This window comes from Morganella sp. TYF_1 (genome assembly GCF_043105645.1).
In the GTDB taxonomy this organism is placed as follows: Bacteria; Pseudomonadota; Gammaproteobacteria; order Enterobacterales; family Enterobacteriaceae; genus Morganella; species Morganella morganii_B.
Genome location: NZ_JBICLU010000026.1, coordinates 436594 through 452519, shown reverse-complemented (window position 1 = coordinate 452519; position 15926 = coordinate 436594). Strand labels below are relative to the sequence as shown.

Genomic DNA, 15926 nt, shown 5'->3' with positions numbered 1-15926 from the left:
AATCAGTCCTTTTGAGATGCGCTTTGTTGCGCAGATTCCTGCAACGCACGCCGGATACGGTGATAGCAGGTCAGAAACAGCAGGGCGGTAAAGACCGCAAACAGCACCGGAAACAGGACGGAGTCAAGAGATGCGGGAAAAACCGCTGCCCACAGACCCAGTGCGCCGAACAAAAAGGCGCGGTCACTTTTCCCGGCAGGGCCGTCATAGCGGCGTGATGCCCCGATAGTTTGTGCCAGTACACCAATAAATTCAGTCAGTACAGAAAGAAACAGGGTCAGCAGTATCCAGATGGCGGCTCCCGGGAACAGCAGGACAAACGGGAAATAAAGAATCGTATCGGATATCACATCACCCAGTTCATTGAGGAGCGCGCCGAAGCGGCTTTTCTGGTCATGTTCGCGGGCCAGCATACCGTCAATGGCATTCAGCGCCATCCGGACAAACAGTACCGGCGGCAGCATCAGAAACAGGTGCGGGTCGGGAAACAGGATCAGGATGAAACCGGTGAGCAGGGAAAGGAACATTGCCGCCAGTGTGACCTGGTTGGCCGTGATCCCGGCATTAAACAGGCGGACAACAACAGGGCGCAGTAAGTTCTGAAACTTCGGTTTTAGATCATAAATGGTCATTTTTTTCCCTGATGATACACAGTCAGTTATCTGTATTATCAATCCGTTATTCTGTGATCGCCGCAATAAGCGTTTTCTTAAGTTAATACGGAGTGATCACCGGGCTGTGTTGTTACAGGTATGACAGTCTGCGGCGGGGAAAGTTTCGGCGGATAACACAAAGCAGGAAAAACTACGTTTTATCCTGCTTTGTCAGCAATCTCAATACCGCCGTGAAAACGGCGGTATAACAGGGGTCAGCGAGGTGAATTGACGGAAATATTGTGGCGGATATCCGTCAGGCGGTCTGATTTACCCGCTTGTTTGCGGGCATCAAAAACCACATCGTTATTCTGCGCGGTATTGATAATCACCGGCAGTGTTTTGCGGTGAGAATAGAGAGTGGTATTGGTTGAGCTGCAGCCCTGACAGACAACACCATTCGGGTTAACAATCAGCAGGCTGGCTTTACCGCCCGCAACCAGGGTATTGCCGCGCAGACGGGTTTTATTGTCACCGATCACTTCATTAATAATGGTTTTAGCATTTTCTTGATTATGAATAACCAGTCCTTTTTTACCGACATTATAGTCTGAGAAGACATTGTGAGAGATCCCGCGACCATCAGGTGAATTAATGACCAGAACGGGTTTTCCTGATTCATCTTTAAATAGTTTGGTTTGGACTTCCGGGCTGACTACGCGGATTTTGTCGCCGTTTTTATAGGTATATTCCGTGCTTCCCGGCCCGGCAACAGTGTGTGCGGAAAATAGCGCAACAGAAATTAATGATAATGCAGCTAATGTCTTTTTCATGATTTATTCCTTTAATCATTATATTAAGTGTAAATAACCAAACGAACTTTACCACTTGAAATAAATGACGATTTCATAAAAAGAACATGGCGGATTTATATACTGGCGGGGAAATTGCCCCGGCAGTTACCGGGGACAGAAGGCTCAGATAATCTCCAGCACCTGCGCCGGCGGACGGCCGAGGCGGGCTTGTTTACCTTTAATCACCACAGGGCGCTCAATCAGTTTCGGGTGATCATGCATGGCCTGAATCAGTGCATCCTGATCGGTCACGGTGGCCAGTCCCAGTTCACTGTAAAGTGCTTCTTTGGTGCGCATCAGTTTGCGGGCATCGTCAAATTTCAGCTCGCGGAGTACGGTTTTGATTTCCGCTACTGACGGCGGGGTGTCCAGATAGAGCATCACTGCCGGAGACACGCCGTGTTCTTCCAGCAGTGCCAGGGTTTCACGGCTCTTGGAGCAGCGCGGATTGTGCCAGATGGTGACCGTGTCAGTCATGGTGTTCCTCATTATTTAAATTGTTTGAATTGCAGCTGTAACTGGCGGATCTGGTCAATCCGCGCATCATAACGGGCCTGATCATAACTGCCGGGTTTCGCCTGACGGGCGGCTTCGGTCAGGCTGCGGATAGCACCGTCAAAGTTACCCATCAAGTTCTGATATTCCGCCCGGGCGGCCAGTTCATCCGTGCGGCGGCCTGCTTTTCCGCCTGCTTCTGCCAGCAGATCCCAGCCGCTCGGGTCAGCCGGATGATCAAAGGTATAATTACGCAGGATCTTCGTTGCCTTATCATACTGTTTATTCTGAATATAGGCGTTGCCGAGGTTTATCTGATACACCGAATTCCCCGGTTCCCGTTTCAGGGCATTTTCCAGCCGGGTCACCGCCTGAGCGGTTCTGTTCAGGCCGATATCCACATCGGTCATCACATCGATAAACCAGACATTGTCCGGGTCGGCAGCCAGCAGTTTCGTCAGAATTTGTGAGGCCGGCTCATATTTGTTATCGCGGTAGAGCAGAATGGCACGGGCATAATCTGCTGCCATCTGCTCCTTATTGTTGCCTTTGCTGTAGTTTTCAATCATCTGGTCAGTCGCATTGCGCAGCGGCTGTCCGCCGTACATTGCCATTGCCCGCGCGCGCGCCAGCAGGAAATCGAAGGATTGCGGCGGGTTTTTACGCGGCATCTGACTGGCGCGGTTACGCGCATCCGCCAGACGGCTGTCCGGCAGGGGGTGGGTCAGCAGCATTTCCGGCGGTTTGGAACTGTAACGGGACATATCCACCATGATGGTCATAAAGTCCGGCATACCCTGCGGGTCAAACCCGGCACGGCTCAGTGTACCCATGCCGATGCGGTCCGCTTCCTGCTCGTTGGATTGTGTAAAGCTGATCATATTCTGCTGGATCCCGGCCATGGTGGAGGTCATGGCGGCGGCACCGACCGGCGTGCCGGTCATCAGCAGCAGGATAGAGCCGAGTGTTGCAGCCCAGGCCAGCGGCGCTTTGTTCTGCTGATCTTCCATCATCCGCGCGAGGTGGCGCTGGGTGACGTGAGCGATTTCGTGCGCCATGACAGAAGCGAGTTCACTTTCTGTCAGGCTGTAGCGGAACAGGGATGTGTGCAGCACCACATTGCCGCCGAAGAAGGCAAAGGCGTTAATGTTCGGGTTGGCAATCAGGAAAAAATTAAACGGGGTTTTGACCGAGTCAGCGTTTGAGACCAGGCGCTGACCGAGGTTATTGATATATTGCAGTAAAACAGGATCATAGACCATCGGGGAGCTGCTGCGGATCATCCGCAGATAAAAATCTCCCATCAGGTTTTCCTGCCCGATACTGAGTGTACCGCCGGCGGTAGTGCCGATTTCCGGTAACGCATCCTCAACCGCAGCCTGTGCGGCAGGCAGTACCGGGAAGGTCAGGGCAAGGCTCAGTAAGACGGCTAACGGTTTTTTCAGAAACGTATTCATAGGATGACGCTTTCCCCGTTGATTATCACTGGTAATAATTCGTGTATCATAGCAAACACTCAAGTAAAATCCTCACACAGTCTGCCCGGTGGGCAGGATTTGTCATATTTTGCCGTTAATCCCGGGAGCAGGTCATGTTAGATTTAATTATTCAGTGGTACCGGCGACGTTTTGCCGATCCGCAGGCAGTTGCTTTGACCGTTATTTTACTGGCGGGTTTCGGAATTATTTATTTTTTCAGCGGTATCTTAGCGCCGCTGCTGGTGGCGATTGTGCTGGCGTATCTGCTGGAGTGGCCGATTCATCAGATGGAAAAGCACGGCTGTTCGCGTAAGCTGGCGATTATGCTGATCCTGACGCTGTTTATCGGGGTCAGTGTACTGGTGATCTTTATCCTCGCGCCGACGGTTTGGGGACAGGGGCGCAACCTGCTGCTGGATATGCCGAATATGTTCAGCCGTTTCAATGAGTTCGCCCGCGAACTGCCGAATCGTTTCCCGGCACTGATGGATGTCGGGCTGATGGATATGATCCTCGATAATGCCCGCAGCAAGCTGCTCTCGGTCGGGGATTCGGTGGTGAAAATGTCGCTGGCATCACTGGTGGGATTACTGGCGCTGACGATTTATCTGATTCTGGTGCCGCTGATGGTGTTCTTTTTACTGAAAGATAAAGAACAGCTGCTGCGCGGTTTTCAGCGTATTCTGCCGCGTAACCGCTCACTGGCCGGGAAAGTGTGGGTGGAGATGAATCAGCAGATTTCTAACTATATCCGCGGCAAAGTCACCGAGATGATTATTGTTGGTGTCTGTACGTATATCGTTTTCGCGGTGGTCGGCCTGAATTATGCTCTGCTGCTGGGTGTGCTGGTCGGATTGTCGGTCCTTATCCCGTATGTGGGGGCCGTGATTGTGACGGTGCCGGTGGTTCTGGTCGGGCTGTTCCAGTGGGGACTGGATTCGGATTTCTGGACGATGTTTATCGCCTATCTGGTGGTGCAGGGGCTGGACAGCAATATCCTGGTACCGATCCTCTTTTCTGAGGCGGTGAATCTGCATCCGCTGGTGATTATTCTGTCGATTATTATTTTCGGCGGATTGTGGGGATTCTGGGGCGTGTTTTTTGCTATCCCGCTGGCAACGCTGATTAAAGCCGTGATCCACTCCTGGCCGGAAGAGAAAGTGCCGGACGACACAATACCGGACAAAACCGTACCGGACAAAACCGTACCGGATAACAATATGTCCGGGCAGGCGTAATCTGACACAATAAAAAACACCGGTATGATGATGCCGGTGTTTTTATATCAGATATCAGCCATAAAAAAACACCATGGGTTAAGATGGTGTTTATAGCGGGGCAGACTGATTAATCAGCTGTGGGCTTTGAGGTATTCAAGCACAACCTGGTCGTGGTCGCTGGTTTTGAATTTATCAAAAACATGCTCGATTTTACCGTCAGCACCGATTAAGAAGCTGATGCGGTGAATACCGTCATAGGTTTTCCCCATAAACTGTTTTTCACCCCAGACTCCAAATGCTTCAGCAACCGCATGGTCTTCATCAGACAGCAGGGTAAAATTCAGTAACTCTTTTTCCGCGAAACGGGACAGTTTTTCGGGTTTGTCTGTACTGATCCCCAGCACTTCAACATTGAACTGTTTCAGTTCATCCATATTGTCGCGCAGACCGCATGCCTGGACAGTACAGCCCGGCGTCATGGCTTTGGGATAAAAATACACCAGCACACGCTGACCGGCATAATCGGCCAGGCTGATTGATTCACCATCCTGGTCGGGAAGGCTGAACAGGGGCGCCTTATCACCGGCGTTCAATGGGCTCATTACACACTCTCCGTAAACGTAATAATAAACACAAACATTAATGATTCATCAGGGTAATAGTGCCTTCGGCCTGTAACTCAGCACAAAGACGGTAAAACTGCTGCTGCAGCACCGCGTTGTTTTCCCCTGTCGGGTGATGCGCGGTGATCTGAATCTCCAGCAGTACTGCGTCTGTCTCATCCTCCGGCCGGGTTTTGGACACCAGTTCAGCCAGGGTGTAATCCAGTCTCATAAACAGATTGGTAAAGCGTTCCACCAGCCCGGCGGCATCAGGTACGGTGACCTGCGCACTGACACCGGTGGTCGCCGCAGGCTGATGCCCGCGCTGTGTCCGTTTCATGACCGTCAGCAGGTCAAGCTCCGCTGCCAGTACCGGCAGGGTCGCTTCCAGCATGGCAATGGCATTCCAGCTGCCTGACAGCATCATAATAAACGTGAACTCCTCACCGAAAATCGCCAGGCGGCTGTCTTCGATATTACAGTCACACTCTCCGGCATGACGGGTAATCGCATTCACAATCCCTGCGCGATCCCGTCCCAGTGCAGTGATAACCAGATATTGCTGATCGCGTTGCGGCAAACCCACATTCCTCTTCATGACACCGTGAATCTGTTAAACATAAAGAAAGATAAGGCCGATAGCAATAACCTGTTGTGTGCTCTGCGGTAATAATCAAATGATTGCGGCATATCAAACCTGCCGGATACAGACACGTTATCATGTGTTCCGCCGTTTTACCGGTGAAAAAAGCGGGCATTATTACTTCTTTTTAAGGTGTGCCGCCGGGTATTAACAAAATTCATTAAAAACGTACAGTTAGGGTGTTTTTTTCTGCGCTCCGAACAAGTACCATTAAAATGTTGTCCTATATTTATCCGATTATGAGGGTTTCGTACATGTCACACATAAATGATGTTTTAAAAGGCAGTATTGTTGCGATGGTTACACCACTGGACACACAGGGTCGTGTTGATAAGGCGGGGCTCCGGAAATTAGTGGATTACCATGTCGCGGCAGGTACGTCCGCCATTGTGGCTGTCGGAACCACCGGGGAGTCCGCCACACTGTCACATCAGGAACATGTGGATGTGGTGCTGGCGACACTTGAATTCGCGGAAGGCCGTATTCCGGTGATTGCCGGTACCGGCGCGAACGCAACCAACGAAGCCGTCTGGTTTACGGAACAATTTGAAAACAGCGGTGTGGCGGCATGTCTGACCGTCACCCCGTATTACAACCGTCCGTCACAGGAAGGTCTGTATCAGCACTTTAAAGTGATTTCAGAGAATACCGCATTACCGCAAATTCTGTATAATGTGCCAACGCGCACCGGCTGTGATATGTTACCTGCCACTGTTGCCCGGCTGGCAAAACTGGACAATATTGTCGCAATTAAAGAGGCGACCGGGAACTTAAGCCGTGTGAATGAAATCAAAACCCTGGTGAATGATGAAAACTTCATTCTGCTCAGCGGTGATGACGCGTCAGCACTGGATTTCACCCTCCTGGGCGGCAAAGGTGTGATTTCTGTGACAGCCAACGTGGCTGCGGCAGCAATGGCACAGATGTTTGATCTTGCCCTGCGCGGGGATTTTGACCGTGCGCGTGTGATTAATAATCAACTGATGGACCTGCATCACACATTATTCTGTGAGCCAAGCCCGTCACCGGTAAAATGGGCCTGTCATCAGCTCGGTCTGATCGCAGAGCAGACACTGCGTCTGCCGCTGTTACCGCTCACGGAAGCGGGGCAGAATACGGTCGGTCGTGCCATGAAGACGGCGGGCATACGATAATATTTTAGGGAATCTGAATGGCAACACTACTGCAAAAATCAAAGGTTACGAAGCTCGCTGGTCTTTCCGTGGTTTTATTACTGGCAGCCTGCTCCGGCGATCAGCACTACAAGCGTCAGGTCAGCGGCGATACTTCGTACCTGGATGCGCCGCAGTTACAGGCGCTGAATGTTCCTCAGGGGATGATCCTGCCGCTGCAGAGCGGTCAGTATGATATTCCTCAGGTTAAGCAGGATGGTGCGACCGGTCTGGCGCTGGACATCCGTCCGCCGGTACAGACTGTCAGCCTGTTAGCAGGTTCCCGTACTGAAACAGCAGGGGACGCAAGCCGTCTTCTGCTGGAGAATTCAGCGGAAAACAGAACGCTGTGGGCGCAGATCAACCGCGTTCTGGCTGATCGTTCAGTGCCGGTCAGCCAGCGTGATGAAGCCGGTGGCGTGATTGTCACTGACTGGATTGTCTGGCAGCGTGCGGATGAAGATCTGCCGTTACAGTCCCGCCAGCGCATCAAAATCGAACCGGCCGGTTCACAGGTGGCGGTTGTTGTGACCAGCGAAGGTCTGAAGCAGGGTGAAAACCCGGTGACTGACAAAACGGAAATCACCCGTTATAACAACCTGACACTCAATGAGCTGGTGGACGGCCTTGATCGTATGCGTAATGCCGCGCGTCAGGAAACCAATGCGTCACAGTATGCCGCACCGGATGTTCAGAGCGGCAGTGATAAGACCGGTCTGCCGCAGATTATTGTCCGTGCGCCGTTTGATGTGGTCTGGTCCCGTCTGCCGGTTGTGCTGGAAAGTGTCGGCATGAAAGTGGGCGACCGTACCCGTTCCACCGGGAACATTGAAGTGACATACAAAGGGCTGAGTTCTGCAGAGTGGAGCAGCCTGGGTATGGATGATCCGTCAGTAGCCGAAGGTGATTACACCTTACAGGTCGGTGACCTGGATAACCGCAGCAGCCTGCAGTTTATCAGTGCCAAAGGGAAACCGCTGACACAGAAAGAAAACGATGAAATGGTGAAAGCGCTGGAAGCGGCATTCAGCAAATCATCTGTAAAATAATATATTTACACGACATATAAGCGTGCAGATATAATTACTGATACCGGTCATTGTTAATGGCCGGTATTTTTTTACTCTGTAATGAATTGATACATAAACTGATAATTTATAAGATAAATTATTATTCCCTGCCTGTCATTCCGCATTATCAGCCACGTTTATACCAGACTCTCCGGTTATATTTAAAAATTATAACTATGTTATTGCCGTATTCAGCTGCACAGTCTGCTGAATATCCGGCTATTCGTAACTGACCGGGCTGCCATGAACGTATTTTCAGACTTTTCACAACCTTTACTGAGCATTGTTGTTGCGGTCTATAACGGGGAAAAATTTCTTCCTCAGTTTTTTGACTGCCTGCTGAAACAAACACTTCCTTCCTGCGAGCTGATCCTGGTTAATGACGGCTCCAAAGATAATACGGATGCTGTACTGCGTGAATGGCAGGATAAATTCCCGTCAGTCACTGTCCTGGAGCAGGAAAATCAGGGCGTTTCTGTGGCACGGAATACCGGTTTTGCCGCCGCAAAAGGAAAGTACGTCACTTTTCCGGACATTGATGATGTCATTCACCCGCAGATGTACGGTCGTCTGCTGGACATTGCCCTTGCCGGAAAATTGGATGTGGTAACCTGCAATGGCTCCTATATTTATGAAGACGGACGCGAGCCGCAACCGATTTTCCCGCCGGATCGTCTGCGTTCCACCGGCGTTATGTCCGGACCGGACTGGCTGAAACGGGCACTTAACTCCCGGAAATTTTTGCATGTCACCTGGCTGAACCTGTACCGCACTGATTTTCTGCGTGAGCAGGGCTATTACTTTGAACCGGGCCTGCACCATCAGGACATTCCGTGGACAACCGAACTGCTGCTGACCGCTGAACGGGTGGAATATATTGATGAACGCTATTACGATTACCTTATCCATTCCGAATCGGTATCGCATACACCACCGGACGATAAAATCCGGGTACGGACAATTCACAATTACATGAAAATTCTGGAAATGCTGGACGATATTAATCAGCGTCATGCGGATATTGTGAAGCAGATTCCGGCCTGTTACTGGCAGATTTCCAAAGAAGGGCTGGGGATCCTGCACACCATCAGTGATATAGAATCGCCGGAGGTGAAACAGGACGTTGTGCGCGAACTGTTTGATCGCGGGATCTGGTCACTGATTTGGGATAACGCCAAAGATTTGCGGCTGCGCTGGCGGCTGGCCCGCCGTTATCCGCGCCTGAAAGCGATCCTGAAAGACGCGGCGGAGAACACCGCAACACCGGTCTGATGACCGGTGAGATTGTTGTATTCATTACATCCGGACTTTGCGCGACAGCAACGCGACCAGCAATAACAGCGCCACCACCGCCAGCAGCGCGGCGGGCAGGGTAAAGCGGTAAGCAATCAGCCCGACAGACGCGGGTCCTGCCAGAATACCGAGATAACCCAGAGTGGTTACCGCCGGGACGGCAACGGCCTGCGGCATACTGGTCTGGCGGCCGATAGCGGAAAACATCACCGGTACTACGTTGGCACACCCCAGGCCGATCAGCCCGTAACCGGCAAGCGCCAACAGCCAGTTGTCACTCAGCACACTCAGCAAAAGACCCCCGGCAGCCAGCAGAGCGCCCCACAGTACCACCTGTGAACGTCCGAGTACCGCAACAATGTTGTCGCCGGTCAGCCGCCCGAGGGACATCAGCACCGCGAAGCAGGCAAAGCCCAGCCCGCCCATGCTTTCCGGCACATGACGATACTCGGTCAGGAAAACCGCACTCCAGTCCAGCACACTGCCTTCAGCCAGAAAGGTGGCGAAGCAGATAATCCCTATCAGCAATACCGCACCACGCGGCACAGCAAATGCCGGGCCTTCTGACGGCCAGGCGTAATCCAGCATACCTTTATAACTGAGAGCCAGCAGCAGAAGACAAACCGCCGTCACGGCTCCGGCGGCCTGTAATGCCCCCATTCCCGCCAGCATAAAGCCGCTCATGGCACCCGCACCGGCAATACCGCCGACACTGTAGAACCCGTGAAAACCGGACATCATCGGTTTTGGTGCCGCTTTTTCAACAATAATGGCCTGAATATTCATGGCACAGTCGGTAATACCGATCCCCATGCCGAAAATAATCAGCGTCAGAGCCAGCAATCCGGTGTGATCAATGACCGCCAGCAGCGGCAGGGTAATACTGAGCAGGATAACGGAAACGGTCATCACTAGGCGGCAGCCGAAACGGGTGGTCAGTACGCCGGTCAGCGGCATGGCGACCAGCGCACCGCCACCGAGGCAGAGGAGCAATAACCCGAGAACCCCGTCATTCACGCCGGTGTTCAGTTTGGCAAACGGCACCAGTGCCGCCCAGGCCGCGGAGGCAAAACCGGCAACAAAAAAGAGCGCGCGGGTAGCCATCTGTTCCCGCCGGGCCGGTACGGCGGGCGGCGTTACTGCAATTACATCACTCATTCACAACAACCTTTACTATATTCATTTATAACCTGAATCATTATAGGATGATTAATCATTTTTTTTCAGACGAAAGTTACCCTCATTTTTCAACCGTGATGAACTCTATGATTTTGAGGATGAGTTCGGGGGCGACGATTTCTATGAGGAATGGGTTGAGCCGTCGGTCCTGTTACTGCAGCTCGATTCAGGCAGTGGTGACGTGGATATCCTGTGGGGTGACTGCGGTATCGGCAATTTCTTTATCTGTCCGGACGATCTGAAAAAAGCGGACTTCTCCCGTGTGGTCTATAACCGGGACTGTACCTGAGTATTGATAAGGTGTGCGGGGATGTACTGTACACCGGTCGCTTTCCGGGGCGGGATCTTTTCTTACGCAAACGATTGCTTATTGCCTCATTCTGAGGGAGAATATTCCGTGTCAGGCGATACGCCTATTATTAATCCTGTCTGGAGAGTGCAAGATGCAAAAACATGCTGAACTGTATCGTGGAAAAGCCAAAACGGTCTACACCACGGATAATCCTGATCTGCTGATTCTGGAATTTCGTAATGATACATCAGCACTGGATGGTGAGCGCATCGAGCAGTTTGACCGCAAGGGCATGGTCAATAATAAATTCAACCACTTTATTATGGGTAAGCTGGAAGCAGCCGGTATCCCGACTCAGATGGAACGTCTGTTATCCGATACCGAAATTCTGGTGAAAAAACTGGATATGGTGCCGGTGGAGTGTGTCATCCGGAACCGCGCTGCCGGTTCGCTGGTGAAACGTCTGGGCGTGGAAGAGGGGATGGTGCTGAATCCGCCCATCTTTGACCTGTTCCTGAAAAATGACGCCAAACATGACCCGATGATCAATGAATCCTACTGCGAAACCTTTGGCTGGGTCAGCCGGGAAAACCTCGCGGAAATGAAACGCCTGAGCTACATCGCCAATGACGTGTTATCCCGCCTGTTTGATGACGCCGGGCTGATTCTGGTGGATTTCAAGCTGGAATTCGGCCTGTATAAAGGTCAGGTCGTACTCGGTGATGAGTTTTCACCGGACGGCAGCCGTCTGTGGGATAAAGAAACCCTGGATAAAATGGATAAAGACCGCTTCCGTCAGAGCCTGGGTGGCCTGATTGAAGCCTATGAGGAAGTGGCACGCCGTCTGGGTGTGGAGCTGGATTAATCATTCACCTCCTGAATGAAATAAAAGCCCCATCAAGAAAAGCGGAAGCACATAGCAAACCATGATACGCCACAATATTTCATATATCATATTGAAGTGGCGTAATTATTTTTATCGTTGGTCGTGTTTTTCCCACGAAATTAAATGATGTTCCACGATGGCTCATAATATTTATGTACACATGAGTGTACATATTTTATAGTTGATTGAAGTTGTAAGTACACCCGTTTCAGTTCCACACACTTTTTGAGATTTCGTTATTTTCAGCTAATAACCGGTATTCTTCCGGTGTCAGATTATTCAGGGATTCATGTGGACGCTCCCGGTTATATTCCCTCAGCCAGTGTTCCGTGATCTCCCATACTTCATTCAGTGTCCGGAACAGATAAAAATCCAGTATTTCGGTCCGGTATGTCCGGTTAAAACGTTCGATAAAGGCATTCTGAGTCGGTTTACCCGGTTTAATAAATTCCAGTATCACGCCATGCTCTTCCGCCCAATGTGCCAGTGTCAGTGATATAAGCTCCGGACCATTATCCATCCGCATTTTCACCGGGTATCCGCGTGTTGCAACGATTCTGTCCAATACAGCGATAAGGCCCGGCAGGCGTGACGGATGCTCATCGAATACTGTTCAATAAGATAGCTGACAAGCTCCCGCTTTACCGCTGTTTTTAAAGCTTTTTTTCGATAACATCCTTCAGTGCCCGGCACTCAAGACTCAGGTCAGCAAACATCTGTTTTAAACGCCGGTTTTCTTCCTCAAGATCTTTTAATTTTTTAATATCAGGCGCTTCCATTCCGCCGTATTTGGCTTTCCAGTTATAGTAGCTGGCTTCGGATATATCGGCTTCACGGCAGACATCTTTGGCTGTCCGTCCGGCTTCGACGGATTTCAGAACGGCGATAATCTGATGTTCAGTAAATCGGGCTTTGCGCATAGCGATCTCCTCAGAATACATATCAGTATGGATGAAGATCTCTGAAAGTGAATGGGACTTTTTCCCGGGATACTTACAATTGACGATTTATTGGTATTTTCGGTAGAAATTATAAAATAAGATGAGTAGTATATGAAATACTAACGCAGAGTTCTATTGAGAGACTCTGCATTAGTACTATCTAACTAATAACTAGAATTTAAAGGATGTTAGCTGGTTATATTCTAGATGTGATATATTAATTTAAAATCAATTCAATCCAACTGAGCATGAGGATGAATCAGAAAAATAAAAATAAGCGTTTCCACCTGATTTTCCCATTATAATCACAATCAGAACATTCCCGTCATCAGAATCCTTAACACTACAATAGAAATTTGATTTGGTTTCGAATATGCCCTCTTCTGTTTCTACTTTAATATGCCAGTAGTCAAAAGGAGAGCCGGAGCCAGTAATGTAATTAAATTCTTTTGCTTCGGTTACTTCAAGTGATTTACAGCCAGATAAGGTGTATTCTTCTGGGAGGTAATTATTTCTTGAGTGAGTTAAATAAATTTTCTCCAGAGTATCATGTGATTGGTTACAGATAATGAATGTACCATGTTTTTCAGTCTTGGCGCGTTCTTGCAAATCTAAAGTATCATTTTGATCATTGTTCATTGTAAGTTCCTTTAATTTGTTTTTTGGTTTAATTTAAGTGAGCATGTTCCTGAGTCTGTAAATAAAAAATAGACAGTATTGTATTGATCTATATATAATATCAAAAATCTATCATCCCATGATCTAAAATCACACTTAATTTTTCCAAAATACTTAACGTTGTTTCTTTCTATTGTAATTTCCCAATAATTTGATGGGGAGCCAAGCCCTATTTCATATTTAACATCGTGGGTATCAGTTCCAGTCATTTTTTGTAAATTATAAAATGTTTTACTATTATCTTTGAATCCTTTAACTTTAAAGTCAACTCGTACAGATGATAATTTTGTTGATGAAAAGTTAATAACAGTATATGTACCTCCCCGAGTACTATTTCTATTTGTGATTTCATCGTCACTTAATTTATTGCATGTTACGCAATTTTCTTTTCCATCCATAACAACCACCTCATTTATTTATTGATAATCAATTTATCCCAACATAAGACAATAATTGCAAATCGATACAGATGAACCTACATGATACCTCCTATCTTTTAGTTGTCGTTCACATTGTTGTATGAAATATATGTCATATGATATTAAGTGTCACCATATGCAATATATAAAAGATAATTATCCTTAATAATTGGTATTTTATTTTTTTAACTAATTTTGGTCACTCACTGATTGTTAATGATATGTCAATATTATTGAGCTAAGTATTATTTCAAATGGGATGGTTGAGGTTGTTATTATAAATAATATATATCTTATATTAATAGCTGTTTATTGTAAGAACCTCAATATAATGCTCCATTCACCTTTAGAGAACTGATAAGGTGACGGTGCAGTGATAAAGCGAAATACGGATGCCATCACCAGCCTATACAACAAATATCAGCCCATTGCCTGTGGGGGTGGGGGAAGGAATTAAGTACAGATAAAGCCGCGCCGGTGGAGCGGATATCGCTTACTTATCAAAATATTCTACATCATCAGAAACATCTGCCATTTCCGGTACCCAGCTGCCGTCCTCGAAAATCTCCTGCAGTATCTCTTTTATTTTTTTATTGTCCTTATCATTTTTCCCGCCGGTTACTGACATCGACGCATTGGTTCCCCACGCAATACGAACGTTCATATCCTGATACTGAGCACGAAACTTTCGGTCAATTTCTTTTTCTAACACCTCAAATGTACCAGGTGGTATCATCTCCTTTTGGTTGCTGCTAAAAATAACATCAATACGGAGCATGTGATCACCTCTTAATTTACTGTTTGGATACACAGTGAAATTTAGGCGTGTAGTTGATGAATGTCAAAAGTAGCCATCGGTAATCATCAGATATGTGGGCGCATACAGTAGGTTATGGTGTGTGATTTTTTTGTACATGTGCGCGCTCATAAATCTTATTTTTAACCGGTAATTTAATTTAATATATTGATATTAAATTAAATTTATTTTATGTGGATCATTCCTCTCCTGAATGCATTGCCGGTGATAACAAAACCCGCTTATCACCGGCGTTAAGCGGATTTATCACTCCCCTGAAAGAAAGAAGCATTTTTCCTCACTTCATTTTCTCTGTACTATGTGGTTATCCGACTATTATCCGATAAGCAGAGAATCATCATGCGTTGGCAAGGGCGTCGCCAGAGCGACAATATTGAAGACCGCCGCAGTGCGGGGGGCAGAATTCCGGGCGGTTCCGCCGGCGGGCCGCGTATTCCGCTGCCACGCGGCAAAGCCGGACTGGTTGTGATTGTTATTGTGGTCGTGGCTGGTTTTTACGGTATTGACCTGACCGGCCTGGTGACCGGTGACCCGGTTAATATCGGGCAGACCACCTCACAGCAGCGTCCGGTACAGAGCAGTGCGCAGGAGCAGAAACAGGCGGAATTTACCGGCGTGATGCTGGCGGAAACCGAAGCGGTCTGGGGACAAAAATTCGCACAGATGAACCGGCAGTACCGTGAGCCGAAACTGGTGCTGTACCGGGGCGCAACCCCGACCGGTTGTGGTGCGGGGCAGGCGGTGATGGGACCGTTTTATTGTCCGGCTGATCAGAAAGTCTATATCGACCTCTCTTTCTATGACGATATGCGCACCAAATTAGGGGCGGGCGGGGATTTCGCGCAGGGCTATGTGGTCGCTCATGAAGTGGGACACCATGTTCAGCACCTGCTCGGTATCGATCGTCAGGTACGTGAGCGCCAGCAGCGCAGCAGTCAGAAAGAGGCAAACCGCCTGTCAGTGAAAATGGAATTACAGGCTGACTGTTTTGCCGGGATCTGGGGCCATGAAATGGAAAAAGCCGGGATCCTCGAAAACGGTGATCTGGAAAATGCCCTGAATGCGGCACAGGCCATCGGGGATGATCGCCTGCAAAAACAGAGTCAGGGACGGGTTATCCCGGACAGTTTCACACACGGAACCTCCGCACAACGTTATGAGTGGTTCAAACGCGGTTTTGACAGTGGTGATATTGCGCAATGTGACACATTTTCCGCACTGAAATAAGCCTTTCTGCCGGTTTTCCCTGCAAAACCGGCAGAGTTTGATTATCATCGTATAACGGCATACTATT

Annotated in this window: 16 protein-coding genes and 2 pseudogenes; 7 read left to right on the top strand and 11 right to left on the bottom strand. The window is 49.0% G+C overall.

Annotated elements, in window-relative coordinates:
• Window positions 1–2: 2 nt before the first annotated feature.
• From ACF8OF_RS15475 to ACF8OF_RS15460, 4 genes are all read right to left on the bottom strand, one after another.
• A complete protein-coding gene (locus ACF8OF_RS15475; protein ID WP_392497086.1) occupies window positions 3–632 on the bottom strand; it encodes a CDP-alcohol phosphatidyltransferase family protein in 630 nt (209 codons plus the stop codon).
• A gap of 236 nt (window positions 633–868) precedes the next feature.
• A complete protein-coding gene (locus ACF8OF_RS15470; protein ID WP_392497085.1) occupies window positions 869–1426 on the bottom strand; it encodes a filamentous hemagglutinin N-terminal domain-containing protein in 558 nt (185 codons plus the stop codon).
• Between the two features lie 144 nt (window positions 1427–1570).
• A complete protein-coding gene (arsC, locus tag ACF8OF_RS15465; protein ID WP_279796475.1) occupies window positions 1571–1924 on the bottom strand; it encodes an arsenate reductase (glutaredoxin) in 354 nt (117 codons plus the stop codon).
• An 11-nt stretch (window positions 1925–1935) separates the two neighbouring features.
• Window positions 1936–3399 (bottom strand): M48 family metalloprotease, encoded by a 1464-nt coding sequence (locus ACF8OF_RS15460; RefSeq protein ID WP_392497084.1) that lies wholly within the window; start codon window positions 3397–3399, stop codon window positions 1936–1938.
• A gap of 134 nt (window positions 3400–3533) precedes the next feature.
• Between ACF8OF_RS15460 and ACF8OF_RS15455 the strand changes: the two genes are divergently transcribed.
• On the top strand, window positions 3534–4658 hold the full coding sequence (locus ACF8OF_RS15455; RefSeq protein ID WP_392497083.1) for an AI-2E family transporter: 1125 nt from the start codon (window positions 3534–3536) through the stop codon (window positions 4656–4658).
• Between the two features lie 113 nt (window positions 4659–4771).
• Here ACF8OF_RS15455 and bcp read toward each other — a convergent pair whose 3' ends face one another.
• The gene (gene bcp, locus ACF8OF_RS15450; protein ID WP_004239939.1) at window positions 4772–5242 is read right to left on the bottom strand and encodes a thioredoxin-dependent thiol peroxidase; all 471 of its coding nucleotides are present in this window, start codon (window positions 5240–5242) and stop codon (window positions 4772–4774) included.
• 37 nt (window positions 5243–5279) lie between these two features.
• Complete coding sequence (locus ACF8OF_RS15445) at window positions 5280–5822, bottom strand: ACT domain-containing protein (RefSeq protein WP_072868492.1); 543 nt, start codon at window positions 5820–5822, stop codon at window positions 5280–5282.
• A 317-nt stretch (window positions 5823–6139) separates the two neighbouring features.
• Here ACF8OF_RS15445 and dapA point away from each other — a divergent pair, with 317 nt between their 5' ends.
• From dapA to ACF8OF_RS15430, 3 genes are all read left to right on the top strand, one after another.
• The gene (gene dapA / locus ACF8OF_RS15440) at window positions 6140–7039 is read left to right on the top strand and encodes a 4-hydroxy-tetrahydrodipicolinate synthase (protein WP_262862022.1); all 900 of its coding nucleotides are present in this window, start codon (window positions 6140–6142) and stop codon (window positions 7037–7039) included.
• Window positions 7040–7056: 17 nt separating this feature from the next.
• Window positions 7057–8106 carry an outer membrane protein assembly factor BamC gene (gene bamC / locus ACF8OF_RS15435; protein WP_024473295.1) on the top strand — a complete coding sequence of 350 codons (1050 nt, stop codon included), beginning with the start codon at window positions 7057–7059 and terminating at the stop codon, window positions 8104–8106.
• A 264-nt stretch (window positions 8107–8370) separates the two neighbouring features.
• Window positions 8371–9399: a glycosyltransferase gene (locus ACF8OF_RS15430; RefSeq protein ID WP_262882349.1), complete on the top strand. Its 1029-nt coding sequence runs from the start codon at window positions 8371–8373 to the stop codon at window positions 9397–9399.
• Between the two features lie 24 nt (window positions 9400–9423).
• On the opposite strand, the gene ACF8OF_RS15425 is transcribed toward ACF8OF_RS15430, so the two are convergent.
• The gene (locus tag ACF8OF_RS15425) at window positions 9424–10578 is read right to left on the bottom strand and encodes an MFS transporter (protein ID WP_262862020.1); all 1155 of its coding nucleotides are present in this window, start codon (window positions 10576–10578) and stop codon (window positions 9424–9426) included.
• A 121-nt stretch (window positions 10579–10699) separates the two neighbouring features.
• Between ACF8OF_RS15425 and ACF8OF_RS15420 the strand changes: the two are divergent.
• Window positions 10700–10888: pseudogene (locus ACF8OF_RS15420) on the top strand (DUF1963 domain-containing protein); the annotation flags it as partial.
• A gap of 154 nt (window positions 10889–11042) precedes the next feature.
• The gene (gene purC, locus ACF8OF_RS15415; RefSeq protein WP_368889189.1) at window positions 11043–11756 is read left to right on the top strand and encodes a phosphoribosylaminoimidazolesuccinocarboxamide synthase; all 714 of its coding nucleotides are present in this window, start codon (window positions 11043–11045) and stop codon (window positions 11754–11756) included.
• A gap of 229 nt (window positions 11757–11985) precedes the next feature.
• Here the strand turns inward: purC and ACF8OF_RS15410 are convergent.
• The 4 genes and pseudogenes from ACF8OF_RS15410 to ACF8OF_RS15395 form a co-directional block, all read right to left on the bottom strand.
• Window positions 11986–12697: pseudogene (locus ACF8OF_RS15410) on the bottom strand (integrase core domain-containing protein).
• A 249-nt stretch (window positions 12698–12946) separates the two neighbouring features.
• Window positions 12947–13357: a hypothetical protein gene (locus ACF8OF_RS15405; RefSeq protein ID WP_279796502.1), complete on the bottom strand. Its 411-nt coding sequence runs from the start codon at window positions 13355–13357 to the stop codon at window positions 12947–12949.
• Between the two features lie 11 nt (window positions 13358–13368).
• Window positions 13369–13794, bottom strand: coding sequence for a hypothetical protein (locus tag ACF8OF_RS15400; protein ID WP_279796503.1), 426 nt, complete (start codon window positions 13792–13794; stop codon window positions 13369–13371).
• 514 nt (window positions 13795–14308) lie between these two features.
• The gene (locus ACF8OF_RS15395) at window positions 14309–14593 is read right to left on the bottom strand and encodes a DinI-like family protein (RefSeq protein WP_279796504.1); all 285 of its coding nucleotides are present in this window, start codon (window positions 14591–14593) and stop codon (window positions 14309–14311) included.
• Between the two features lie 378 nt (window positions 14594–14971).
• Here ACF8OF_RS15395 and ACF8OF_RS15390 point away from each other — a divergent pair, with 378 nt between their 5' ends.
• Entirely contained in the window at window positions 14972–15859 is an 888-nt protein-coding gene (locus ACF8OF_RS15390) for a neutral zinc metallopeptidase (protein ID WP_262882347.1), read from the top strand.
• The last annotated feature ends 67 nt before the right edge of the window (window positions 15860–15926 follow it).